This window comes from Microcystis sp. M113S1, from assembly GCF_020246945.1.
In the GTDB taxonomy this organism is placed as follows: domain Bacteria; phylum Cyanobacteriota; class Cyanobacteriia; order Cyanobacteriales; family Microcystaceae; genus Microcystis.
This window is the reverse complement of record NZ_JADBSA010000073.1, coordinates 1-20420: the sequence shown is the minus strand read 5'-3', so window position 1 is coordinate 20420 and position 20420 is coordinate 1. Positions and strand designations below refer to the sequence as shown.

At 43.6% G+C, this 20420-nt stretch carries 13 protein-coding genes; 5 read left to right on the top strand and 8 right to left on the bottom strand.

Annotation, left to right across the window (positions count from 1 at the left end):
• Nucleotides 1-416 precede the first annotated feature (416 nt).
• Both crtB and pds read right to left on the bottom strand, forming a co-directional pair.
• Nucleotides 417-1349 carry a 15-cis-phytoene synthase CrtB gene (gene crtB, locus IM319_RS04295; RefSeq protein WP_287734754.1) on the bottom strand — a complete coding sequence of 311 codons (933 nt, stop codon included), beginning with the start codon at nucleotides 1347-1349 and terminating at the stop codon, nucleotides 417-419.
• Nucleotides 1350-1454: 105 nt separating this feature from the next.
• Nucleotides 1455-2885, bottom strand: coding sequence for a 15-cis-phytoene desaturase (gene pds / locus IM319_RS04290; RefSeq protein ID WP_287734753.1), 1431 nt, complete (start codon nucleotides 2883-2885; stop codon nucleotides 1455-1457).
• A gap of 423 nt (nucleotides 2886-3308) precedes the next feature.
• Between pds and IM319_RS04285 the strand changes: the two genes are divergently transcribed.
• The 3 genes from IM319_RS04285 (at nucleotide 3309) to IM319_RS04275 (ending at nucleotide 10986) form a co-directional block, all read left to right on the top strand.
• Nucleotides 3309-4964 carry a glucosyltransferase domain-containing protein gene (locus tag IM319_RS04285; RefSeq protein WP_287734752.1) on the top strand — a complete coding sequence of 552 codons (1656 nt, stop codon included), beginning with the start codon at nucleotides 3309-3311 and terminating at the stop codon, nucleotides 4962-4964.
• A 1437-nt stretch (nucleotides 4965-6401) separates the two neighbouring features.
• Complete coding sequence (locus tag IM319_RS04280) at nucleotides 6402-9182, top strand: cation-translocating P-type ATPase (RefSeq protein WP_287734751.1); 2781 nt, start codon at nucleotides 6402-6404, stop codon at nucleotides 9180-9182.
• 4 nt (nucleotides 9183-9186) lie between these two features.
• Nucleotides 9187-10986, top strand: coding sequence for an SLC13 family permease (locus IM319_RS04275; RefSeq protein WP_287734750.1), 1800 nt, complete (start codon nucleotides 9187-9189; stop codon nucleotides 10984-10986).
• Between the two features lie 54 nt (nucleotides 10987-11040).
• On the opposite strand, the gene IM319_RS04270 is transcribed toward IM319_RS04275, so the two are convergent.
• From IM319_RS04270 to IM319_RS04260, 3 genes are all read right to left on the bottom strand, one after another.
• Entirely contained in the window at nucleotides 11041-11577 is a 537-nt protein-coding gene (locus IM319_RS04270) for a tetratricopeptide repeat protein (protein WP_286827160.1), read from the bottom strand.
• Nucleotides 11578-11798: 221 nt separating this feature from the next.
• A complete protein-coding gene (locus tag IM319_RS04265) occupies nucleotides 11799-12581 on the bottom strand; it encodes a transporter substrate-binding domain-containing protein (RefSeq protein WP_287734749.1) in 783 nt (260 codons plus the stop codon).
• Nucleotides 12578-13510, bottom strand: a complete 933-nt coding sequence (locus IM319_RS04260; protein ID WP_287734755.1) for a GGDEF domain-containing response regulator — start codon at nucleotides 13508-13510, stop codon at nucleotides 12578-12580. Before IM319_RS04260 ends, IM319_RS04265 begins: the two co-directional genes overlap by 4 nt.
• A gap of 334 nt (nucleotides 13511-13844) precedes the next feature.
• Here IM319_RS04260 and IM319_RS04255 point away from each other — a divergent pair, with 334 nt between their 5' ends.
• Entirely contained in the window at nucleotides 13845-16772 is a 2928-nt protein-coding gene (locus IM319_RS04255) for a DEAD/DEAH box helicase (RefSeq protein WP_287734748.1), read from the top strand.
• A 13-nt stretch (nucleotides 16773-16785) separates the two neighbouring features.
• On the opposite strand, the gene IM319_RS04250 is transcribed toward IM319_RS04255, so the two are convergent.
• Nucleotides 16786-17739, bottom strand: a complete 954-nt coding sequence (locus tag IM319_RS04250; RefSeq protein ID WP_287734747.1) for a tetratricopeptide repeat protein — start codon at nucleotides 17737-17739, stop codon at nucleotides 16786-16788.
• Nucleotides 17740-18006: 267 nt separating this feature from the next.
• Between IM319_RS04250 and IM319_RS04245 the strand changes: the two genes are divergently transcribed.
• The gene (locus IM319_RS04245; RefSeq protein ID WP_287079726.1) at nucleotides 18007-18516 is read left to right on the top strand and encodes a YceD family protein; all 510 of its coding nucleotides are present in this window, start codon (nucleotides 18007-18009) and stop codon (nucleotides 18514-18516) included.
• A gap of 60 nt (nucleotides 18517-18576) precedes the next feature.
• Here the strand turns inward: IM319_RS04245 and IM319_RS04240 are convergent, their stop codons facing one another.
• The gene (locus IM319_RS04240) at nucleotides 18577-19539 is read right to left on the bottom strand and encodes a glycosyltransferase family 9 protein (RefSeq protein ID WP_286827154.1); all 963 of its coding nucleotides are present in this window, start codon (nucleotides 19537-19539) and stop codon (nucleotides 18577-18579) included.
• Between the two features lie 110 nt (nucleotides 19540-19649).
• A complete protein-coding gene (locus tag IM319_RS04235; protein ID WP_286827153.1) occupies nucleotides 19650-20252 on the bottom strand; it encodes a M23 family metallopeptidase in 603 nt (200 codons plus the stop codon).
• Nucleotides 20253-20420 lie beyond the last annotated feature (168 nt).

Genomic DNA, 20420 nt, shown 5'->3' with positions numbered 1-20420 from the left:
GGACAAGCTTTTCTGAACGCAACCCCCTAAGCCGAGTTTTCAAGGTGCTGTCCGCCCACTTGGTTTTCGAGACGGTCTTTTTAATTCTAACGTAAAGCCAACCTAGAACGGCGGGGTTTCCCACCCAAAATTTTCGATGAGCCGGTCGTCCGCTATCTTGTCCCGTTTATCTCCTACGTCCGTCTAGGAGAAGCGTTAGTTTTGGATCGGCAAGACAGTCTTGTGGTTTACGAAAGCGATCGAGATGTTCCCTGCACGGAAACCGGACTTTTCTGGTTGGTGACTCCTAAATCGCTCTGAAAACCCACACCCCACACCCCACAACCCACACCCTGCCCCCGCGAAAAACTTTTTGCCGCAAACCCTAGTTGAGACTCGACGGGTGGAGTCGGCAAGCAGCAAAACCCGTCGAATTTTTATAACGCTTGCGATCGCAACCAAGCCACGGGTAAATAGAGCATTTTCTTGGGTAAAGGCACGAAGGCACGACGGGCGAAGACATCGTAGTTATTTGCTTCAATTACGTCTAAAATGCCTTGATAAAGCAGTAAAGCCGCCCAAACCGGCCAACGGGAATCGGGATTAAGGGCGCGAATCCCCCTTTCGGCGGAATCGTAGTAATAACGAGCGCGCTCAATTTGGAAGCGCATTAACGCCTGCCAACGGTGATCATTAACCCCTTTGAGTAAATCGTCTTCGCTGTAGTTAAAACGCTCTAAATCCTCTAAAGGTAGATAAATCCGCCCACGATGGACATCTTCCCCCACATCCCGCAAAATATTGGTTAATTGATTGGCAATACCGAGATCGATCGCTTCTTCTTGCGGAATATAGACGCTTTGATTGCGCCGCCAAGGAGCCGAGCGATCGCCATCTTCCAATCCTAACACCGCGCTGGACATTAACCCCACCGTCCCCGCCACCCGATAGCAGTACAGTTTTAGTTCATCAAAGGTTTGATAACGACTGCGATAGAGATCCATCTGTTGCCCGGCGATCATATCCCGAAAGGGTTGGATATCCATGGGGAACTTTTCTAGAGTATCCACGAGAGCGACATCGGCATCCTCAAGGGCAACCCCAGAAAAGGCGGTTTCTAGCTGTTTTTCCCATAAATCAAGGGTTTCAGGTGTAGTTAACCGGGCTTGGGGTCCATCGACCAGTTCATCGGTACGACGACACCAGACATAAATTGCCCAGATCGCTTGACGTTTTGCTTTCGGCATCAGGAGAGTACCGAGATAAAACGTTTTGGAATACTTCTCTGTAATCCGGCGACAGAGTTCGTAGGACTCCGCAAGGGAGACGAGGGGTTTGGTGGGGTGGGTCGGTTTTGGCAATTGGAGCATTCTGCTGGGGCGGAATGATTGACTTAGATTAACGGCGAACTGTGGCTAATGATATAGCATTGTCTCACTCAAGGCCATTTTCGTCATTAGTCCCTAGCCAGAGAATTAACGAGCGCTGGACACTGGTGTAGATTGGGTTTTATTCGGGTTTAGCGGTGCTGCGGGGTGATCTTTGCTGATCACTGCTGCCGCTAATTTCCCCGATAAAACGGCTCCTTCCATGCTTCCTAAATATTTTTGCATGGTATAGTCACCGGCGAGATAAAAATTCTCGATCGGAGTTTTTTGAGAAGGTCGATAAGCTTGTCGGCCAGGGGTGGCTTTATAAACTGATCGGGGAGTTTTCACCAGATGATATTTTAACAATTGACTGGGATTATCGCCAGTAAAATGTTGAGGAAAGAGTTTTTCTAGTTCTTTCATCGTGGCGGCGATAATTTCTTCATCGGATTTGCTAATCCAATCCTGAGCGGGAGCGAGAACTAATTCTAGCATCGAGCGATCGGGGTTAGCGTATTCTTTACAGGTGTTGCTCATGTCAGCATAAACACTGAGTAAGGGCGAACGGGAGAATAATAAATGATCGATGTCGGTTAGTTTGCGATCAAACCAGAGGTGTAAATTAATGACGGGAACCCCTTCTAATCCTTCTAATTTTTGAAAGAATTTATCTTCTTGCCAAGGTTTGGGTAGTAAAACTTTTAAAGGATCTACAGGCATCGCAGACACATAAAGATCGGCTTCAAAAAGATAATCTTCCCCACCGTCTAAACCGCGCATTAAGAAGGCTTTAACTGTGCAGTTTTCATTTAAGAGTATCTCTTTTAAAGGGGCATTTAAGCGCACTTCTCCACCTCTAGCGGTGATGTAATCGACTAAAGGTTGGCAGAGTCTTTCCGGGGGTGAACCGTCGAGAAAAGCCATTTTTGAGCCGTTTTTCTCCTGTAAAAAGCGGTTGAGGGCTGTTAGTAGAATTGTGGCGGAAATCTCGTTAGGATCGATAAAGTTTAGGGCTTTCGACATAGCGATAAACACTTCTTTTTCTACCCTAGGCGGTATGTTTTGTTTCTCTAACCATTCCGACCAAGAATATTTATCCATCTCCTCGACGTAACTTTGTCCTTTAACAATGGCAGGAATTAAACCGAGTCCAAATTTAATTTTTTCCTCCCAAGTTAACATATCATTATTGCGGAGAATGGCAACAATACCGTTAATTGGGGCGGGAATATCTGGGAAGTCAAACCGCGAATAAGTCCCCGGTTTTTCCGGCTGATTGAAGATCATCGAGTGTTCTTTCCACTGTAGGCGATCTTCTATGCCTAATTCTTGGAATAATTGCAGCATATTGGGATAAGCGCCAAAGAAGATATGTAAACCGGTTTCGTACCAGTCCCCATCGGCATCTTTCCAAGCGGCAATTTTTCCCCCTAATACATCGCGACGTTCCAGTACGATGGGCGTATGTCCCGCATCGACAAGGTATTTCGCACAAGATAATCCGGCTAGTCCCGCACCAGCGATCGCAACTCGCATCGTTTCCTATCTACTCTCTAATGTCTTGTCTTTATCACATTCGCTATTATACTTCACATTTCGTTACATTTTTTTCGGATTATCGAGAAGACAGGAGACAGTCCCGATGCCAAAGTTGGCACCGCCAAGCATGAAAATATGATGGCCTCCAATTAAGGCGGAGACGGCTCTGCTGACTTTAGGGTTGAAAATGTATTACAGGATACGGTTTGGCGGTAATTGTGACGCTCTAAGCCTTGTGGCAAAGGATATAAGCATCTTTTATCCCCCTTAACTAGGAAGAGCCTTATGAAAAGAAGTATTTTTGTCGTTTAGGCTACTCTTTACCTTGGGTTCCGGCTATAATTGCTGTAATCCCATTTCAGTCTTTTCTTTATGTCACCGCTCAAGTACTTAAAAATTAATCCACTCAGCAACCAAATCATGTTGTTATTTGGTAACTATAAAATCCAAGTCTTTTTAGTTTCACTTTATGTTTTTTTTATATTTCTTAATTATATTTTAGGCACTACTCCTAATTGTTGTGAAGACATCTACTTCATTAACCCTTTAGGTCCTGAACAAAAAATTAATTGGGTTTGGGCAAAGACAATCGCAGAAGGTCGCTTTATTTCATCATTTATTATGGCTTTTTTGTCCGGCTTTTTCAATACTCATATTACCTCTTTGTTAGTTGTTGGTTTCAGTATTTATACTTCAATTATAATTACATTATCGTGGAATTGTAAAAAGAGATATTTTGCACTGATTTTAGCTCTGCTTTCTCTCAATTCCTCTTTGCTGATGCTCTATACTTTTCAATTTTATTCTTCTATTTTTAGTATTGCAAACTTTGCTATTATTCTTTTACTTTACTATTATCGAAAAAATAAGTATATTATTTTTTTTGTACCTCTAATTACGGTGATAGTTCTAGGGATATATCAGATAACTTTTACGTTTGGCCTAATGGTTTTATTTTTGATGTTTTTTATTGATGTATTTGAAGAGAAAAAATTTTTATGGAAAAGTAAACTTTTTTTTTATAGCAAATATTTTTGTGCGACAATTTTAGGATTTTTTGCCTACCACATTATCCTTCATGTACTTTTATCTTTTCATGGAAAAACTAGAATTACAAGAATAGAATTGTGGGGAGGACGTGATTTAAAAACTTTTCAAGATTATTTTTTTTATGGTATTGAGTGTTTTAATTCATTCTTAGGTAATGGTATTCGGTCATCATTAAATCCTGGGGATAGTTTTTGGCTAGGAGATATACACTCTCGTTTTTTTTTAATAAAACTTAATGAAATATTAATTCCAGTATTGCTGGTAATTTTATTATTCTATTCAATACAAAAAAAAGATTTCTTGAAGATTATTCTTGTAATTATTTTTCTGCCAATTACAATAGGCATTGTCTTAGCTCCAACTATATTGTCTGGTAGCAATCTTATTGCAAGAACTTTTTTCCCTTTTGGATTAGTTTTGCCTGCCTTGATTCTGGCAATACTCAATCTGAACTTTCGTTTTTTTAAGCTGAAATCTTTGGTTACTTGTATCTCTATTATTTTATTATTAGCTAATAGCTTTTTTCATGTTGAAGTATTTCAAGAGATGCGAGAAAAGTCGCAGTTAGCTAAGGTCGAACACGAAAAAATGTATGAAGTACTGTCAGCTAATCCCAATTTTTCGCCGGAGAGAAAAGTTTTAATATATTGGTATAATGTAAACCACCCTAAGGACAAAACATATATTGGCTCAAATTTCTGGCCAATGTACCATTCTACCTCTATGGACATACTTTTTAAATACGAAATCAACAAAAATATTAGTTTTGTTTCGTTAGATGATACGCTAACCACCGAACAACAAGAGCAAGTGAGACGTTTTATCTCATTTGAGACTCTGACATCACAACAGAGAGAGCAGGTACGACGCTTTATTGTTGACCAAAAATTGCCGACTTGGAATGAAAAACAATCTACAATCTTCATGCCGCCCAATTCTAGTTTTTCAGAAGGTTTGTTAATTCTTTACTATCCCTATGAACTGTTGATAAGTTCTTCCTCTCTTAAATCTGAGGATTTGATTTGAGAAAAGGCTAATTCTAAATTTCCAAATAGTTAACATTTATGAGCTAAGCTAGGTTGTTCGCTATCTAGGGCTTGCTGAATGAATGTAGAATTCTTGCCAAGCAAGGCTTTCAGCAATTTTGAAAACGATAAAGTGCAAGAATCTGACATTTGGAAGCTCAAAATCCATGCACTTTGGTCAAAACTGGAGTTTAGACTGTGCGACACGAAGTCGCTAAAAGTGAAGTAGAGTGCCGTCACTCTTATCCTAGTATCGTGGATGTCTCCATTCTCAGAGGCAACAGTGGCAACAAGGTTGTCTTACAGCCAGAGAAAACGCCTAACCTTTAGATAACCAGAATCGACTAGGGGGCAAGGGGAAATCTGACAGGGTTGGCAAAAGCAAAATCTCGTAAGGTTCGTGACTCCAGAAGAGTGAAATCTGGTTGAGATATTCTAACCAAAATGGTACAGGGCAAAAGAAAACTGTTTTAGTCTAGACAGTGAGCAGATACCTTGCCCTCGGACTATAGAGATAACCTAACCTGCATTATTCATGAAGATTGAGGAAAATCCTCGAAAGCCTTGCCAAATAATTAATCTAGCGATCTAGCTAAAAAACAGTCTGTTTTGTAGGATGTCCTCATAATGAGGATTGTGGCAGTTGGTGAATAATGCAGGCTAAATCAGATAGTTCTTCACTTAGCGAAACGTGATAACCACCACAAGGTCAGTTTTACTGTAGGGAAGCCGTGAGGCGTACCAATCCCTTGGGGTGATGGGACTCTCTTAAGAAGCGAAAGCTGGCATGGTGAAAACCAAGGAGAATACATAACCCGCCAGATAAGGGTTAATCCCGTACCCAAAAGGGGAGCAGACGTAAGAGAGGCTGAAACGTTAATGAAACCAGAGTAGAAAGTCTGAACTCCGTGATAAGTTAGAATTGATGGGTATTTCACTAATGGACACAAACGGGGATCTAAGGTTGGAAACCCCCAGATAAAGACCTGAAAGCTCGTTTTAGACAATGAGTTATACGCTCTATGTAAGACGATTATACACAATGGGAGTAATTGATACAGCAGGAGCCGAGTGCTTGGAAACTTGCACGCTCGGTACTGTGGAGGGGAAAAGCCTTAAGGATCTACCTATTCCGACAAACGGGATTTTACTCTATATAGGTTCTGCTGAAAAAGTACTAGAGTGGGGTCAGGCAGAAGGCAAAAACCAGGAGATTATTTTTATTTATTCTCCCCATCTCCCCATTTCTCCACCCCCCACTTCATAATTCATAATTCCCATCTCCCCATTTCCCTACCTCCCCATTTCCCCACTTCCCCACACCCCATACCCTTCTCCCCAATGCTCACTGATAACTGATAACTGATATTGTGATATGTAATTAGCTTAACTCGCTCACCTTTTTAGTTCACGCGTACACCCTCTTCAATCAATCGCTATGACTTTTCCCACTACGTCCCCCCAAGTCTCGGAAATAGAGAATAATCGTGCTTGGCATAATTTAACTGGCGAACAAACCCTAGAAATACTGAGAACCAATGGGGAAACCGGCTTAATAGAGGCGGAAATTGTTAAAAGAAAGGATATTTTCGGGTTAAATGAACTAAAAGAAACGGGGGGACGTAGCCCGTTAGTGATTTTATGGGAACAGTTTACTAACATTATGTTAGTGATGCTGATTGCCGTGGCGGTGGTTTCGGCAGTTTTGGACCTGAAAAAAGGGGAATTTCCCAAAGACGCGATCGCTATTTTTATAATTGTTATTTTAAACGGTATTTTAGGATATTTCCAGGAAAGTCGGGCAGAAAAGGCTTTAGCAGCCCTTAAGCAGTTATCCTCGCCGAAAGTCCGGGTTATCCGTAATGGTAGCACCTTTGAAGTGGCGGCCAAGGAACTTGTCCCCGGGGATATCATGTTACTGGAAGCGGGGGTACAAATTGCCGCCGATGGCAGATTATTAGAAGCACAAAACCTGCAAATCCGCGAAGCTGCCCTCACGGGTGAAGCGGAATCGGTGAATAAACAAGCACAGAAGGTTTTACTGGAAGATGCCTCTTTAGGCGATCGCATTAACCTCGTCTATCAGGGTACTGAAGTAGTACAGGGGCGGGGTAAAGTGGCGATTACCAAGACGGGAATGGATACGGAAATCGGGAAAATCGCCGCTTTGTTGCAAGGAGTAGAAAGTGAACCAACTCCCCTACAGCGGCGAATGTCGCAGTTAGGTAACGTTTTAGTGAGTAGTTCCCTAGCTTTAGTGGCGGTAGTCGTCCTTGGCGGTGTAATTCGCTTTGGTTGGCAGTTTTTTGAATCATTCCTCGAAACTTCCCTCAGTATGGCTGTGGCCGTTGTTCCCGAAGGTTTACCGGCAGTGGTGACGGTGACTTTGGCAATTGGAACCCAAAGAATGGTGAGAAGACAAGCTTTAATCCGTAAATTGCCGGCAGTGGAAACTTTAGGCTCGGTAACGACGATTTGCTCCGATAAAACCGGAACTTTAACTCAAAATAAAATGGTGGTACAGAAAGTTAATACTTCCGCGCAGACAATTACTGTCACGGGGGAAGGTTACGCGCCCATCGGTGAGTTTAGTGGTGCTAGTGAAAGTGATCCCGAACTACAGGCAATTTTAACGGCTTGTGTGCTGTGTAATGATGCACTTTTGCAAAATAAAGAGCAAGAATGGTTAATTTTAGGCGATCCCACCGAAGGAGCTTTACTGACGTTAGCGGGTAAAGGAGGACTATATCGGGAAGCATTAGCACCCAAAAGCCCTCGTTTAGGCGAATTTCCCTTTTCTTCCGAAAGAAAGAGAATGTCAGTAATCTGTGAGAATGCCCAGTTAGGTTTGGGGGATTCTGCCTATTTAATGTTTACCAAAGGCTCACCGGAATTAATTCTCGAACGTTGTTCTCTGATCCAAGTTGGGGCGGAAAGTCAACCCTTAACAGCTGAACAAAGAAGCCGTATTTTGGCACAAAATGACGAAATGGCGGGTAATGGCCTACGAGTCTTAGGTTTTTCCTATAAACCGATGACAGAAGTGCCAGAAGTGGAAAAAGAAGATAGTGAGGAACAATCCCTGGTTTGGTTGGGATTGGTGGGAATGCTCGATGCACCCCGCAAAGAAGTTAAAGAAGCGGTTGCTCTCTGTCGTCAAGCGGGAATTCGTCCGATTATGATTACCGGAGATCACCAACTAACGGCCAAGGCGATCGCCATTGAATTGGGCATTGCTGCTGTCGGGGAGCGAGTAATCACGGGTAAAGAATTAGAAAAAATGTCTCAGAATGACCTAGAGGGAGAGGTAGATGGTGTGAGCGTCTATGCTCGTGTTTCTCCCGAACATAAGCTGAGAATCGTCCAAGCTTTGCAAAAACGGGGCAAATTCGTCGCCATGACGGGGGACGGGGTGAACGATGCTCCGGCACTAAAACAAGCGGATATCGGTATCGCCATGGGCATTACCGGAACCGATGTCAGCAAAGAAGCCAGTGATATGATTTTGCTGGATGATAATTTTGCCACCATCGTCGCTGCCACTGAAGAAGGGCGCGTGGTTTACAGTAACATTCGGCGCTTTATTAAATACATTCTCGGCAGTAATATTGGCGAGGTTTTAACGATTGCAGCGGCTCCTCTGCTCGGTTTAGGCGGTGTACCCCTTTCTCCCTTGCAAATCCTCTGGATGAACCTTGTCACCGACGGTTTACCGGCTCTTGCTCTGGCAATGGAACCCGCCGAACCTAATGTGATGAAACGTCCACCTTTTAGCCCCCGGGAAAGCATTTTCGCCCGCGGTTTGGGTTGGTATATGATTCGCATCGGCATCGTCTTTGCCATTCTCACCATTATTATGATGTACTGGGCTTACCAATATACTCAGGCAACCCCCGAAATCGGAGATCCTGGACGTTGGAAAACTATGGTATTTACTACCCTCTGTTTAGCACAAATGGGTCATGCTTTAGCGGTGCGTTCCCATACCCAGTTAGCGGTGCAAATGAATCCCTTCTCTAATCCTTACATTATCGCCGCCGTGGGCTTGACAACGATCCTACAATTGTTGTTAATTTATGCTCCTCCCCTACAAAACTTCTTCGGCACTCAATGGATTAGTGGCACAGAATTATTAGTCTGTTTTGGATTTAGTGCCTTAATGTTTGTTTGGATTGAGTTGGAGAAGTTATTTATTCGCTGGTTCATGACGAAAAAATAAATCAATGCCAACACCAATTATTCTGACTTTAACGGTTTTAGTCGTTGCTTTAGTCGCTTTCGTGGCGGAATGGCTACCAGTAGATTTAACCGCTTTATGCGTGGCTATTGTCCTCATTCTTTTGGGTTTAGTTACTCCCGAAGAAGGTATCGCGGGATTTAGTAATTCTGCCACGGTGACGGTGATGGCGATGTTTGTGCTTAGTGCTGGAATTACCCGCACGGGAGTGATTCAAGTAATTCGCGATCGCTTGCTGGTTTGGGGGGGAAAAAATCCCCACCAACAGGTATTTGTCCTAGGGGCATTAGTGGGGCCAATTAGTGCTTTTATTAATAACACGGCAGTGGTGGCAATCTTTTTACCCATCGTTGAAGATTGGTGTAAAAAACAAAAAATTTCTCCTTCTAAGTTATTAATTCCCCTTTCCTACGCGACGGTTTTAGCGGGGATGATTACCGTGGTGGGAACTTCTACTAACATTCTCGCTAGTGGTATTTCTGCCAAGCTGGGTTATGGGGAATTTAGTTTATTTCAATTCACTGCTTTGGGAGTAGTTACTTTTTTGGCAGGTTTGATTTATTTAACAATTTTTGCTCCGAAATTACTACCCGATCGCAAATCTTCCACCGGGGAATTTTTAGAAGATGATTATGGTTCTAAAGTATATCTGAGTGAGGTAATTATTAGCCCTCGTTCTAATCTTATCGGTCAAACTTTATCCCAAAGTGGACTACAAAGAAAGTTTAATTTTGATGTGTTGGAATTAATCAGAAATAAGGTACATTTGTCCCAACCTTTAGCTGATAAAGTTCTCAATGCTGGCGATATTTTAATCGTTCACAGTAGTCGGGAAGAACTATTAAAAATTAAAGATGAACGAGGCTTAGAAATCTTTGCCGATGTCAAATTTCAGAAAGAAGATATTGAATCGACAATTACTACAGGTGAGGAAAAATTAGCCGAGGTTTTGATTCTCTCTAATTCCCGTTTAATTGGGACAACTTTAAAAGATTTGAAATTCCGTCAGCGTTATAACGCCACGGTTTTGGCGATTCGGCGTGGTTCAGAATTACTGCAAGGAAGATTAGGAAAAATTCCTTTAAAGTTTGGCGATTTGCTCTTGGTTCAAGGACCAAAACAGAGTTTTATTGGTTTACAAACCACGCGAGAATTATTAGTTTTAGAAGAGAAAGAAATTGAATCATTGCGACAGGATAAGGGCATTATTGCTTTAATGATTACTTTGTTGGTGATTATTATTGCCGCTTTTGATATTCAACCGATTCTCGTCACCAGTTTAGTTGGGGTGGTTTTAATGGTAATTACTGGCTGTCTAAAACCGGGGGAAGTCTATGGTTCCATTCGTTGGGATATTATCTTTTTATTAGCGGGTTTAATTCCCCTGGGTACTGCCATGGATAACTCAGGAACGACTAAATGGTTGGCGGATAATTTAGTGGCTATCGGCGGCAATCTTTCAGGGTTTTGGATCTTAGTTTTCTTCTATCTGATTACTTCAGTTTTAACCGAAATCCTCTCTAATAACGCCGCCGTGGTTTTAATGATTCCCGTCGCCGTGGAAGTGGCGAAAACTTTGGGTTTAAATCCTTTGGCTTTTATGTATGCTGTCACCTTTGCTGCTTCTAATAGTTATCTAACACCGATTGGCTATCAAACTAACACCATGGTTTATGCACCCGGGGGCTATAAATTCCTCGATTTTACCCGTTTGGGTGCGCCCCTAAATTTAATTTTGACGATTTTAACCCCAGTTTTAATTGTCTTGTTTTATGGCTTGAAATAAAGAAAGAGAGCGAAGATTCTTCGCTCTCTAAAAAGAATTTGATAGTCGTCAAAACTATTTCGATTCGGCGAAGCGTTTACGCAGGGATTCGGCTCGCTTTTTCGCCACGGTATTATTAGGATCAAATTTGAGAGTTTCTTCGTAGGTTTCGAGAGCTTTTTTAGCCATTTGTTTCTTTTCGTAAACATTGCCAAGATTATTGAGAGCGATCGAATATTGAGGATAAAGTTTAATTGCTTCTTTGTAGTTACGAATCGCTAATTCTAATTGTTCTTGGGCAAAATAGGAAAAACCGAGCGCATTGTAGATTAGAGCTTGATTTTCTGGTTCGATGCTTTCTTCCCCAGAGATTTTTAAAGCCTTTTGTAGTAAACTCAATGCTTGAACATAGAGTTTTTTATCAAGATAAAGACTCCCTAATTCATAGTATTCTTTAGCTGTACCTTTTTCTTTTTGCAATTTCTTTTGTAGCTTGTTAAAGGTTCCTTCTACTCGACGGGTTTTAAAGATTTGCACGATGACAAAAATTCCTAAACCAATCACGAAAATTAGCAATCCAGAAACGTAAATAAGCGGCAGGGTATCTTCCATAATTAGCGATCGAGCAATTAATATTTTTATACTTATTCAATCAGATTATAGCAGGATTTAGTCAGTAATCAGTGATCAGTTATCAGTTATCAGTGATCAGATTTCAGTTTTCAGTTTTCAGTTCACTGATTACTGTTCATTGATTGCTCACAGCAAAAAACTCCCATCTCCCCACACCCCACACCCCAACCCCACACCCCACAACCTATCTCCCTATCTCCCTATCTCCCCATTTCCCGAATTCTCAGGGGTAAGCCCCAATAGTTCACCCGTTCTACTAACCAGCCGGTGGATTCTAGCCGCTCGATCGCTTGATTGACGCGTTCTCGGAGACTTTGGTACTGTAAACCTTTAGGGAGAACGACTCCTAGAGCGATCGCCCCCAACTGGATCGGTAATTGACGATAATTGGGGAATTGCTGCACCCAACCGGTTAAAAGGCTATTATCAGCCGCAAAAGCGTCTATTTCCCCCGTTTCCAGTAAATTTAAAGCTTCTTGATAGGAAGCAACCCCGCGCAGGGTAGCGTTAGGTAAATGGGAACGCACAAGGGCGATTGTCGTCGAGCCGTTGAGTACGGCGATTCTAGAGTTAGCTAGGTCTTCTAAACGCTGAAATAGCAGGTTTTTCGTCACAAAACCGCTGCTATCGAGGTAATAAAAGGGGCTAAAATCCACTAAGCGCTGACGTGCGGGAGTAATCGCCACACGAGCGATCGCCAAATCCACCCGATCATCAATAACCACCTGTAAACGTTCTTGATTACTAACGGGTTTGAGAATAATAGCACTGTCAGAACCGAGAATTTCTTCAGCTAGACGTTTAGCGATGTCGATTTCCAATCCTTGCAGATTGCCCTGAGAATCAAGGAAAGCGAGGGGAGGGAGATTATTTTTGACAGCGACAATTAATTTTTCCCGGCGTATAATCGTATCGAGATCGGCGCTAAAACTTGGGGCTACACCTAAGAGCAAAAAACCAAGAATAAATAACAAATTTTTCATACTGTTTTACCTACAATAACCCGATTTCTGCCTTGATTTTTAGCGGCTAACATGGCATGATCAGCCCGCTCGATCACCTCTTCTAGATTATTATCTTGAGGGCTAAATGTTGCCACACCGATACTAGCAGTAACTCGCACTTTTTGTTGATCAAGTTCAATATTTAACTTGTTAATTACTTGACAAATGCGCTGGGCTGTGGTAGTAGCATCTTCAAGATTAGTTTCTGGGAGAATAGCGACAAATTCCTCGCCCCCAAAGCGCCCAAAACTATCCACTTGACGCAGACAGGTTTTAATTGCCCCAGCGACAGTAATTAAAGTTTTGTTTCCCAGGGTATGACCAAAGGTATCGTTAATATGTTTAAAATGGTCGATATCGATGAATAGAACCGAAAAATAACGATGATAACGACGACATCGTTGAAATTCTTTCTCCCCTAAGTGGAGAATCTCTCGACGATTATTTACCCCAGTTAGGCTATCAGTTCTGACTAGCTTTTCTAGTTGAGAATTGATATTTTTCAGTTCTTCTTGAGTCTTTTTTAGTTCTAGATGAATTTTAACTCTGGCTAACAGTTCCCAACTATAAAAGGGTTTATTTACATAGTCCACAGCCCCAGAATTAAAAGCATTGAGAATATCTTCTTTTTCCTTACTATCTGTCACAAAGATAATTGGTATATGAGCGTATAAATTGTCAGTTTTTAGTCTTCGACAAAGTTCTATTCCCTCCATATTTGGCATCATTAAGTCAAGAAGAATTAGGTCAGGATTAGCAGTTTTTACTCGTTCTATTGCCTGTTTAACACTACTAGCAAAACTGGTGGCATAACCAGCAGAATCAAGAATACCCACAGCTAATTGGAGATTTTTGCCGACATCATCAACAACTAAAACTAGACAGTCTTCAGCAGAAAATTTAATCATCATCAGTAAGTATAAGTAATCAAGTTAAGGAGAAAATAGAGATACAATTATTAGTGATAAGCTGTTCGTAATTTAAATTGCTTGGGCCAGACGAGGCAAGAGGCAACAGTCAACAGTAAAGGGATTGGGAGAGATTCGGCTAATCTAAGAATAAGCGGTTTAAATACCTCTTAGCTTACAGCATTTCTGATAAAAATGAAGTATGATGGTATTGGGCATCACCCCCAAAGGTTAAGCTTGTCCCTAGTTTCTAGAAGTCCGCTTTTTTCGACTAGAATAAAAAAAGCCAGCCAGAATAGCCACAATTTAAAAAATTTCTCCTCTTAGACTTGACGTGAAAGAGTCCCTTAACCCTACTTCTTTGGATCTCAAAACCATTTTTCCCTTTAAACTCGACGACTTCCAGCACTCGGCGATCGCCGCTCTCGCTGCCGGTAAATCAGTGGTTGTCTGCGCTCCCACGGGTTCCGGCAAAACTTTAATCGGAGAATACGCTATCTATCGCGCCCTAGAAAGGGGCAAACGGGTTTTCTACACCACTCCCCTGAAAGCTCTTTCTAACCAAAAATTCCGGGATTTTCAAGAAAAATTCGGTCGCACCCCCACCGATGGCGATGAGGATTCCCCGCTGCTCTTTGCCGAAGTGGGATTGATTACCGGCGATGTGGTGATCAATCCTTCAGCATTAATTGTAGTCATGACTACAGAAATTTTTCGCAATATGCTGTATCAAACCCCGATCGGTGAGGTAGGCACTTCCCTAGAAAACGTGGAAACCCTAGTTCTCGATGAATGTCACTATATCAGCGATCGAGGTCGCGGCACCGTTTGGGAAGAATCAATTATCTACTGTCCCCCTAGTATCCAATTAGTGGCCCTCTCCGCCACCATCGGCAACCCCGGAGAACTCACCGACTGGATTAACTGGGTGCGGCAACTGCCCCAACCCGGCGACAATAAGCAGACCTCCAGCTGTGAGCTAATTAACTCCGATTTTCGCCCCGTCCCCCTGCGCTTTTATTTCGCCAATAAAGAGGGATTATTCCCGCTGCTCGACCCAAAACAGAGCAAAGTTAACCCGAAACTACGCTCAAAAGTCGGCCAAGGCAAACCCCGACGCTTAAAACGAGAAGATTGTCCCACCATCGCCTCCATTGTCACCACTCTGCGGGACAAGGATATGCTCCCGGCCATTTACGTCATTTTCAGCCGCAAAGGTTGCGATCAGGCGATTCGAGAGCTAAAAAACCTTAATCTCGTTAATCCAGAAGAAGCTAGAGCCATTTACTACCGTTTACTCATTTTCTTCCTAGAAGATAATCCCCATCTGCAAGAACTGACCCTTTCCTTCTTTGCCGTCGAAAATCCGCCCCTACACCAAAAATTACTGGCTTTTTTCGCTAATAACCCCCAGTCCGACGATCAACTCCTCCGCCTCTTAACCGCCGACTCCGAGACGAAAAATCAACTGTTTGAATTCCTGGCCAGTGCTTCCCAATTAGTCCGCGCCGACCAAGTGGAACCCCTCACCCGGGGCTGTGGTGTTCACCATGCCGGGATTTTACCCCTCTGGAAAGAATTAGTCGAACAACTCTTTGAAGCCGGTTTAATTAAGGTGGTTTTTGCCACCGCTACCCTCTCGGCCGGGATTAATATGCCCGCCCGCACCACCGTCATCTCGGCCCTCTCCAAACGCACCGATGATGGCCATAGTATGCTGACTCCCTCGGAATTTGTTCAGATTGCTGGCCGGGCTGGTCGTCGGGGAATGGATGCGGTGGGCCATGTGGTGACAGTACAAACGCCCTTTGAAGGGGCAAAAGAAGCGGCTTTTCTGGCCACCGCCCAACCGGAACCCCTGCAAAGCTGTTTTGCGCCCAGTTACGGCATGGTCTTAAATCTCCTGCAAAAACACAGTCTAGAGGAGGCCAAAGACCTCTTAGAGCGCAGTTTCGCCGAATATCTCGCTCGTTTGAAGTTAAGCCCCGAACGACAACAGATTACCGCCTTAACCACCGAATTAGCTAAGTTGGATATGGAATTAGCCGGTATCGAACGGGAGCAGGTCTTCAGTTACGAAAAGCTACGGGAAAGACTGCGGGAGGAAGAAAGACTGTATAAAATCCTTGCTAGTCAGTCAGAAGCACAGAAAAGACAGGAAATACATCTAAAATTGCCGAATATTCCCGTCGGAACTATCCTCCACCTCAAGGGCAAACATATTAAGGTTCCCGTCCCCGTCCCCGCTATCTTTGTCAATACCCTGCACGGGGCAGGTCAAGTGCGAACCCTTGTTTGTTTAGGCAGTGATAATCGCTGGTATTTAGCCGCCTATGCCGATATTAGCGAGATCGATCGAGGTTTTCTCTCTCCTGCGGAATTAGGCGAACTAATACCCCCTTCCCTGGAAGCAGTTTCCCTAGGGGGTTGGCGCAAGGGTGAGGAAAATACTCAGGCGATCGCCGATTTAATCCCCCAACAAGTGCAAGGCATCCCACCAGTGGCGGAACTGGAAACACAATCACAAAGACTTGAAATTGTCAATAGTCAAATTGCCGCTCATCCCCTGCAAAAACGCAAAAATCCGGGGCGATTGATGAAATTATACTACGATCGAGAGATTGCTCGCGATCAGTTACACAAAGCCCAGATTAAATACCAGAAACAACAATCCCGTAAATCCTACTACTGGGAAGAATTTCTGAATCTAATCGAGATTTTGCGAGAATTCCAAGCATTAGAGGGTTATTTGCCCACTCCCCTCGGAGAAGCGGCGGCCACTATTCGCGGGGAAAATGAACTCTGGTTAGGATTAGCGATGATGTCCGGAGATTTGGACAGATTGACTCCTAGCCAGCTAGCCGCCGCCATCAGCGCCATGATTACGGAACCCCCTCGCCCCGATACTTGGTGCAATTACCCGCCTGTGCCAGAAGTTATCGATATTTTGCGGCAAGGAGAGGGAAATTCCCCCGGTCTGCGAGAAGTTCGCCGTTTACTCTATCAAGCTCAATCTCGCTACGATATCACTATTCCCGTCTGGTTAGAAACCCAACTGATGGGGATTGCCTCCCGTTGGGCCCAGGGGACATCCTGGCCGGAATTGTGCGAAAATACTAGCCTCGATGAGGGAGATTTAGTGCGATTATTACGGCGCACCGTCGATGTTCTCTGGCAAATTCCCCAAATTCCCCGAGTTTCCCAAGTCCTTAAAGATAATGCCCGTCTCGCCGTCACAGCCATGAAGCGCTTTCCTCTGTAAATTGATCACTCTTTTAAACAATGGGAGATGGTAAGGAAAGTAACTGTTGGTGAATCTGCTCGATTAGGGCGAGGATTTGCCGATAATTGTGGTGCAATCCCTGTTGATAGAGGTGATTTGCTCCTTGATTTAAATCCGCTAAAGCCGATTGATAATAACCCAATTGATGCCGCAGTAATCCCCTTCTAATATAAGCATCGGCATAAAAAGGATCGATGGCAATCGCCCGATTTAAATCGGCGATCGAGCGCTCGTATTCACCTAATTGGTGAGCGGTACAAGCTAGATTATAGTAGGCTGAGGCATTATTTTTATTTAACCGGAGAGCTTGATTAAAATCCGCTTTGGCTGAGGTAAAATTGTGGAGGGCTAAATGAGATAAACCTCGATCATTATAAATAGTGGCTAAAGCGTCGGGTTGCCAGTTAGTAATTTGACGCAAGGATTGATTAAAATCAGCTAGGGCAAGGGGATGATTTTTCATGGTCGCCTGAACTAAACCCCGATTATAGTAGGCTTGATAATAGGTGGGTTTTAACCGGATAGTCTGGTTATAATCGGTCAGCGCCTGTGGATAATCTCCCAAACGATAAAAAGCTAAACCCCGATGGAAATAGGCTAGATAATTATCGGATTGCTGTTGTAAAGAGCGGGTGCAGTCCTGCCAAGCGTGGAGATAATCCTGCAAATAAATCTGAGTTAAACAGCGATTACTGTAGGCTAGGGCCAAGTTATTTTCCCGTTCGATCGACTGATTGAAATCCTGCAAAGCTTGCTGATAATTACCCGCCTCTAGTTGTTCAATTCCCGATCGCAACCAGTAGGATAAATGTACTGATTGAGCCGCTTTTCCCTGCCGAGGCCATCCCCCCAGCACCAGCGAACAGAGCAGTGCAACAATAAGCAATCGACCGAGGTGAGGCAGAAAATTTTTCAAAACCGTTGACATAGGAGTATCTTTGTGCATATACTCCCAATTCTGAGGAAACTTTCTCGCTCGATCAACAGACAGCCTGTCAAATGCAGTTATCAGTTATCAGTTATCAGTTATCAGATGTGAGTTTTCAGTTCACTGATTACTGTTTACTGTTCACTGTTCACTGAAAATACACCCCACTTCCCACAGTCTAGGACTGGTCTATGTCTCTAGAGGTCGGGGCTGCGATAAGCTGATAAAGGAACTCGTAGCTAACGCAGTTGACCCGATAACCGATAAATGATACAGGAGTTATCTATGGAAACTATTTTTATCCCCCACCTCCTCAAATCTCCTGATCGACAAAGAGTGATCATCATCGATAATTTTATCCCCGGTCTAGAAACCTTGACACCAGTGCGGGGGACCTTGCTGGTTAGACATGGGGGCAACTTTTTGGAAGTATCGGTGAAAGCAGAAACCATCGTCACCTTAACCTGCGATCGCTGTTTACAACAATATAATCATCGTCTGCAATTAAACACTTCCGAATTAATCTGGCTAGACAAAAATAAAGACTACGATAACTCCTATCCTCTAGAGCGAGAAATAGCCTACGAAGACCTCTCGGAAACCCTCGATCCTAACGGGGATTTTGAACCGCAAATGTGGTTATACGAGCAGTTATGTCTAACTTTGCCCCCCCGTCAACTCTGCGGAGCCAATTGTCAACCACCCGATTTTTTTCTTCCGGAAAATACTGCCATCGATGGTCGTTGGGCCTCCCTAGAATCGTTGAAAAGTCAGTTATCTCAATCGCAAAATTGAGCCTTGATGCCGATTTTTTTCGGGTTTCGACCACGAGAAAAGCGATCGAAACCCGATTCTTTACCGGCCCCAAATCTTTTTCAGGACAGTTTCGGGAGTAATATCGGCGACTTTTCCCGTATTAGCTTCAATATATCGATGAAGCTCTCCCCCACTCGGTAAAACTCTCTTAGGCAACGAAGGAACCAGCAGAGAGAGGGTATAGGTTCCCACGGCCACGGCTAACTGTAAAGGGACACTTTCGGTAGCTAACAATAAATTAGCACCGGCGATCATGGCGGACATTTTACCGATATCGGCCGTTCTGGACACTTTTAAGTTATTATCCATGGCTTTGAGCGCTAAAACCCAAGCTTCATCCAGATCTCCCTCGATCGCTACAATTGGCAAATCCGGTTGTTGATGGCGAATGCCTTGGATAATTTCTAGCCAACTCTCTAGGGGATAAACCGTTTCCAGTCCTTGGCTGATGCTGAGATCGCTACCGCCGGCGTAGAGGAGAATATAGCCGCTATCCTTGATATCGAGGCGTTTCTGCTCCATTTCCGCCCAATCGATATCATCCCGATTCAAGGTTATTTTTAAAGGTGGACAGGGTGGGGCAATCTTTAACCCTTTGACCAGATCGTGATAATTATCCGCTAGATAGCCTTCCTTTGGCCGGGGTACTTGTTCCGATAAGAACCAGCTGCCATTATTTTCATAGCCTATACGGTTAGGAACACCATTTAACCAGAGTAAAAGATTGATAGCAGGACGATTGGTGAGACTAATGGCGATTTCGTACTCCCGGTCCCGAATTACTCCCAAAATATTTAAATAATCCGCTAATCCGTACTGATCTCGATAGTCAAATAAAAGCACTTCCCTAACCTGCGGACAGAGACGATAGGCAGCTTTTGCCCTAGGTTCGACCAAAACATCGATGCTGCCTTGGGGGTAAGTTTGCCGGAGAGTTTCTAGAGTGGGAAAAAACAGCAGTTGATCGCTAATTCCTCCCGGTACAAGGGTTAATATTCGCATTTTATCTGGATATACCTGAATCGATCAGCTTAATTCTAGCAGTGTCCCTCGTTATTCACTAAATCTGGGCAGCGATGTTTTTTCTGAACAGAATGCGATCGCAGATTCTCTTAACTATTACCCGAAGGATTAGAACCGTACATAGCATTTAAAACCAAAGCGGGGTCAACGTATTGATTGCCGTACATCAGTCCCCAGTGCAGGTGTGGTCCGGTGGTGCGTCCGCTCATTCCCACTCTAGCCATGCGCGCCCCTGCTGGTATATCCTGACCAAGGGTAAGGACGATTCCCCCTGACCTATCAATCAAAAAAGTGCCGCGGCTATCGGATTGAACCGAACCCATGAGATGACAATAAATATGTGTCCATTGACCGGATTGCATCTTAATCATGGTGCCACAGCCTGTATGATCCGATAATTCGACGATTCTGCCAGTCCACCAATTGCGAATATAACTGCCTAAGGGTGCGGCCATGTCTAAACCAGCATGAAATTGTTGACTGCCATCCATGGGAGAGGAACGATAACCGAAACCAGAGGTATAGGTTTGAAAGTTTTCCACGGGGAAGGAGGCCCCGGCCCAAGCATTTTGAGCTATGAGGGTGGGATTAGCTTTAACGGGGTGTAAACGGTCAAATCCTAGAGAAATTAGCGTGACAAGACAGCTAATCGCTAAAAAACGCAGGAATTTAACAGGCAGATATTTGAGCATGAGACTTAACTCCAGACACCAAAATTAAATATAGTTAGTAAAAGTATAGTCAAATATAGACAGACTGAATTCCATTTCAGAAATTCCCTTCACTTTTACTTCGAGAGATTAATTCTCCTTGGGTGAACTACGCACCTCTCTATCCCATAGCGGTTAAACGCATTTGGG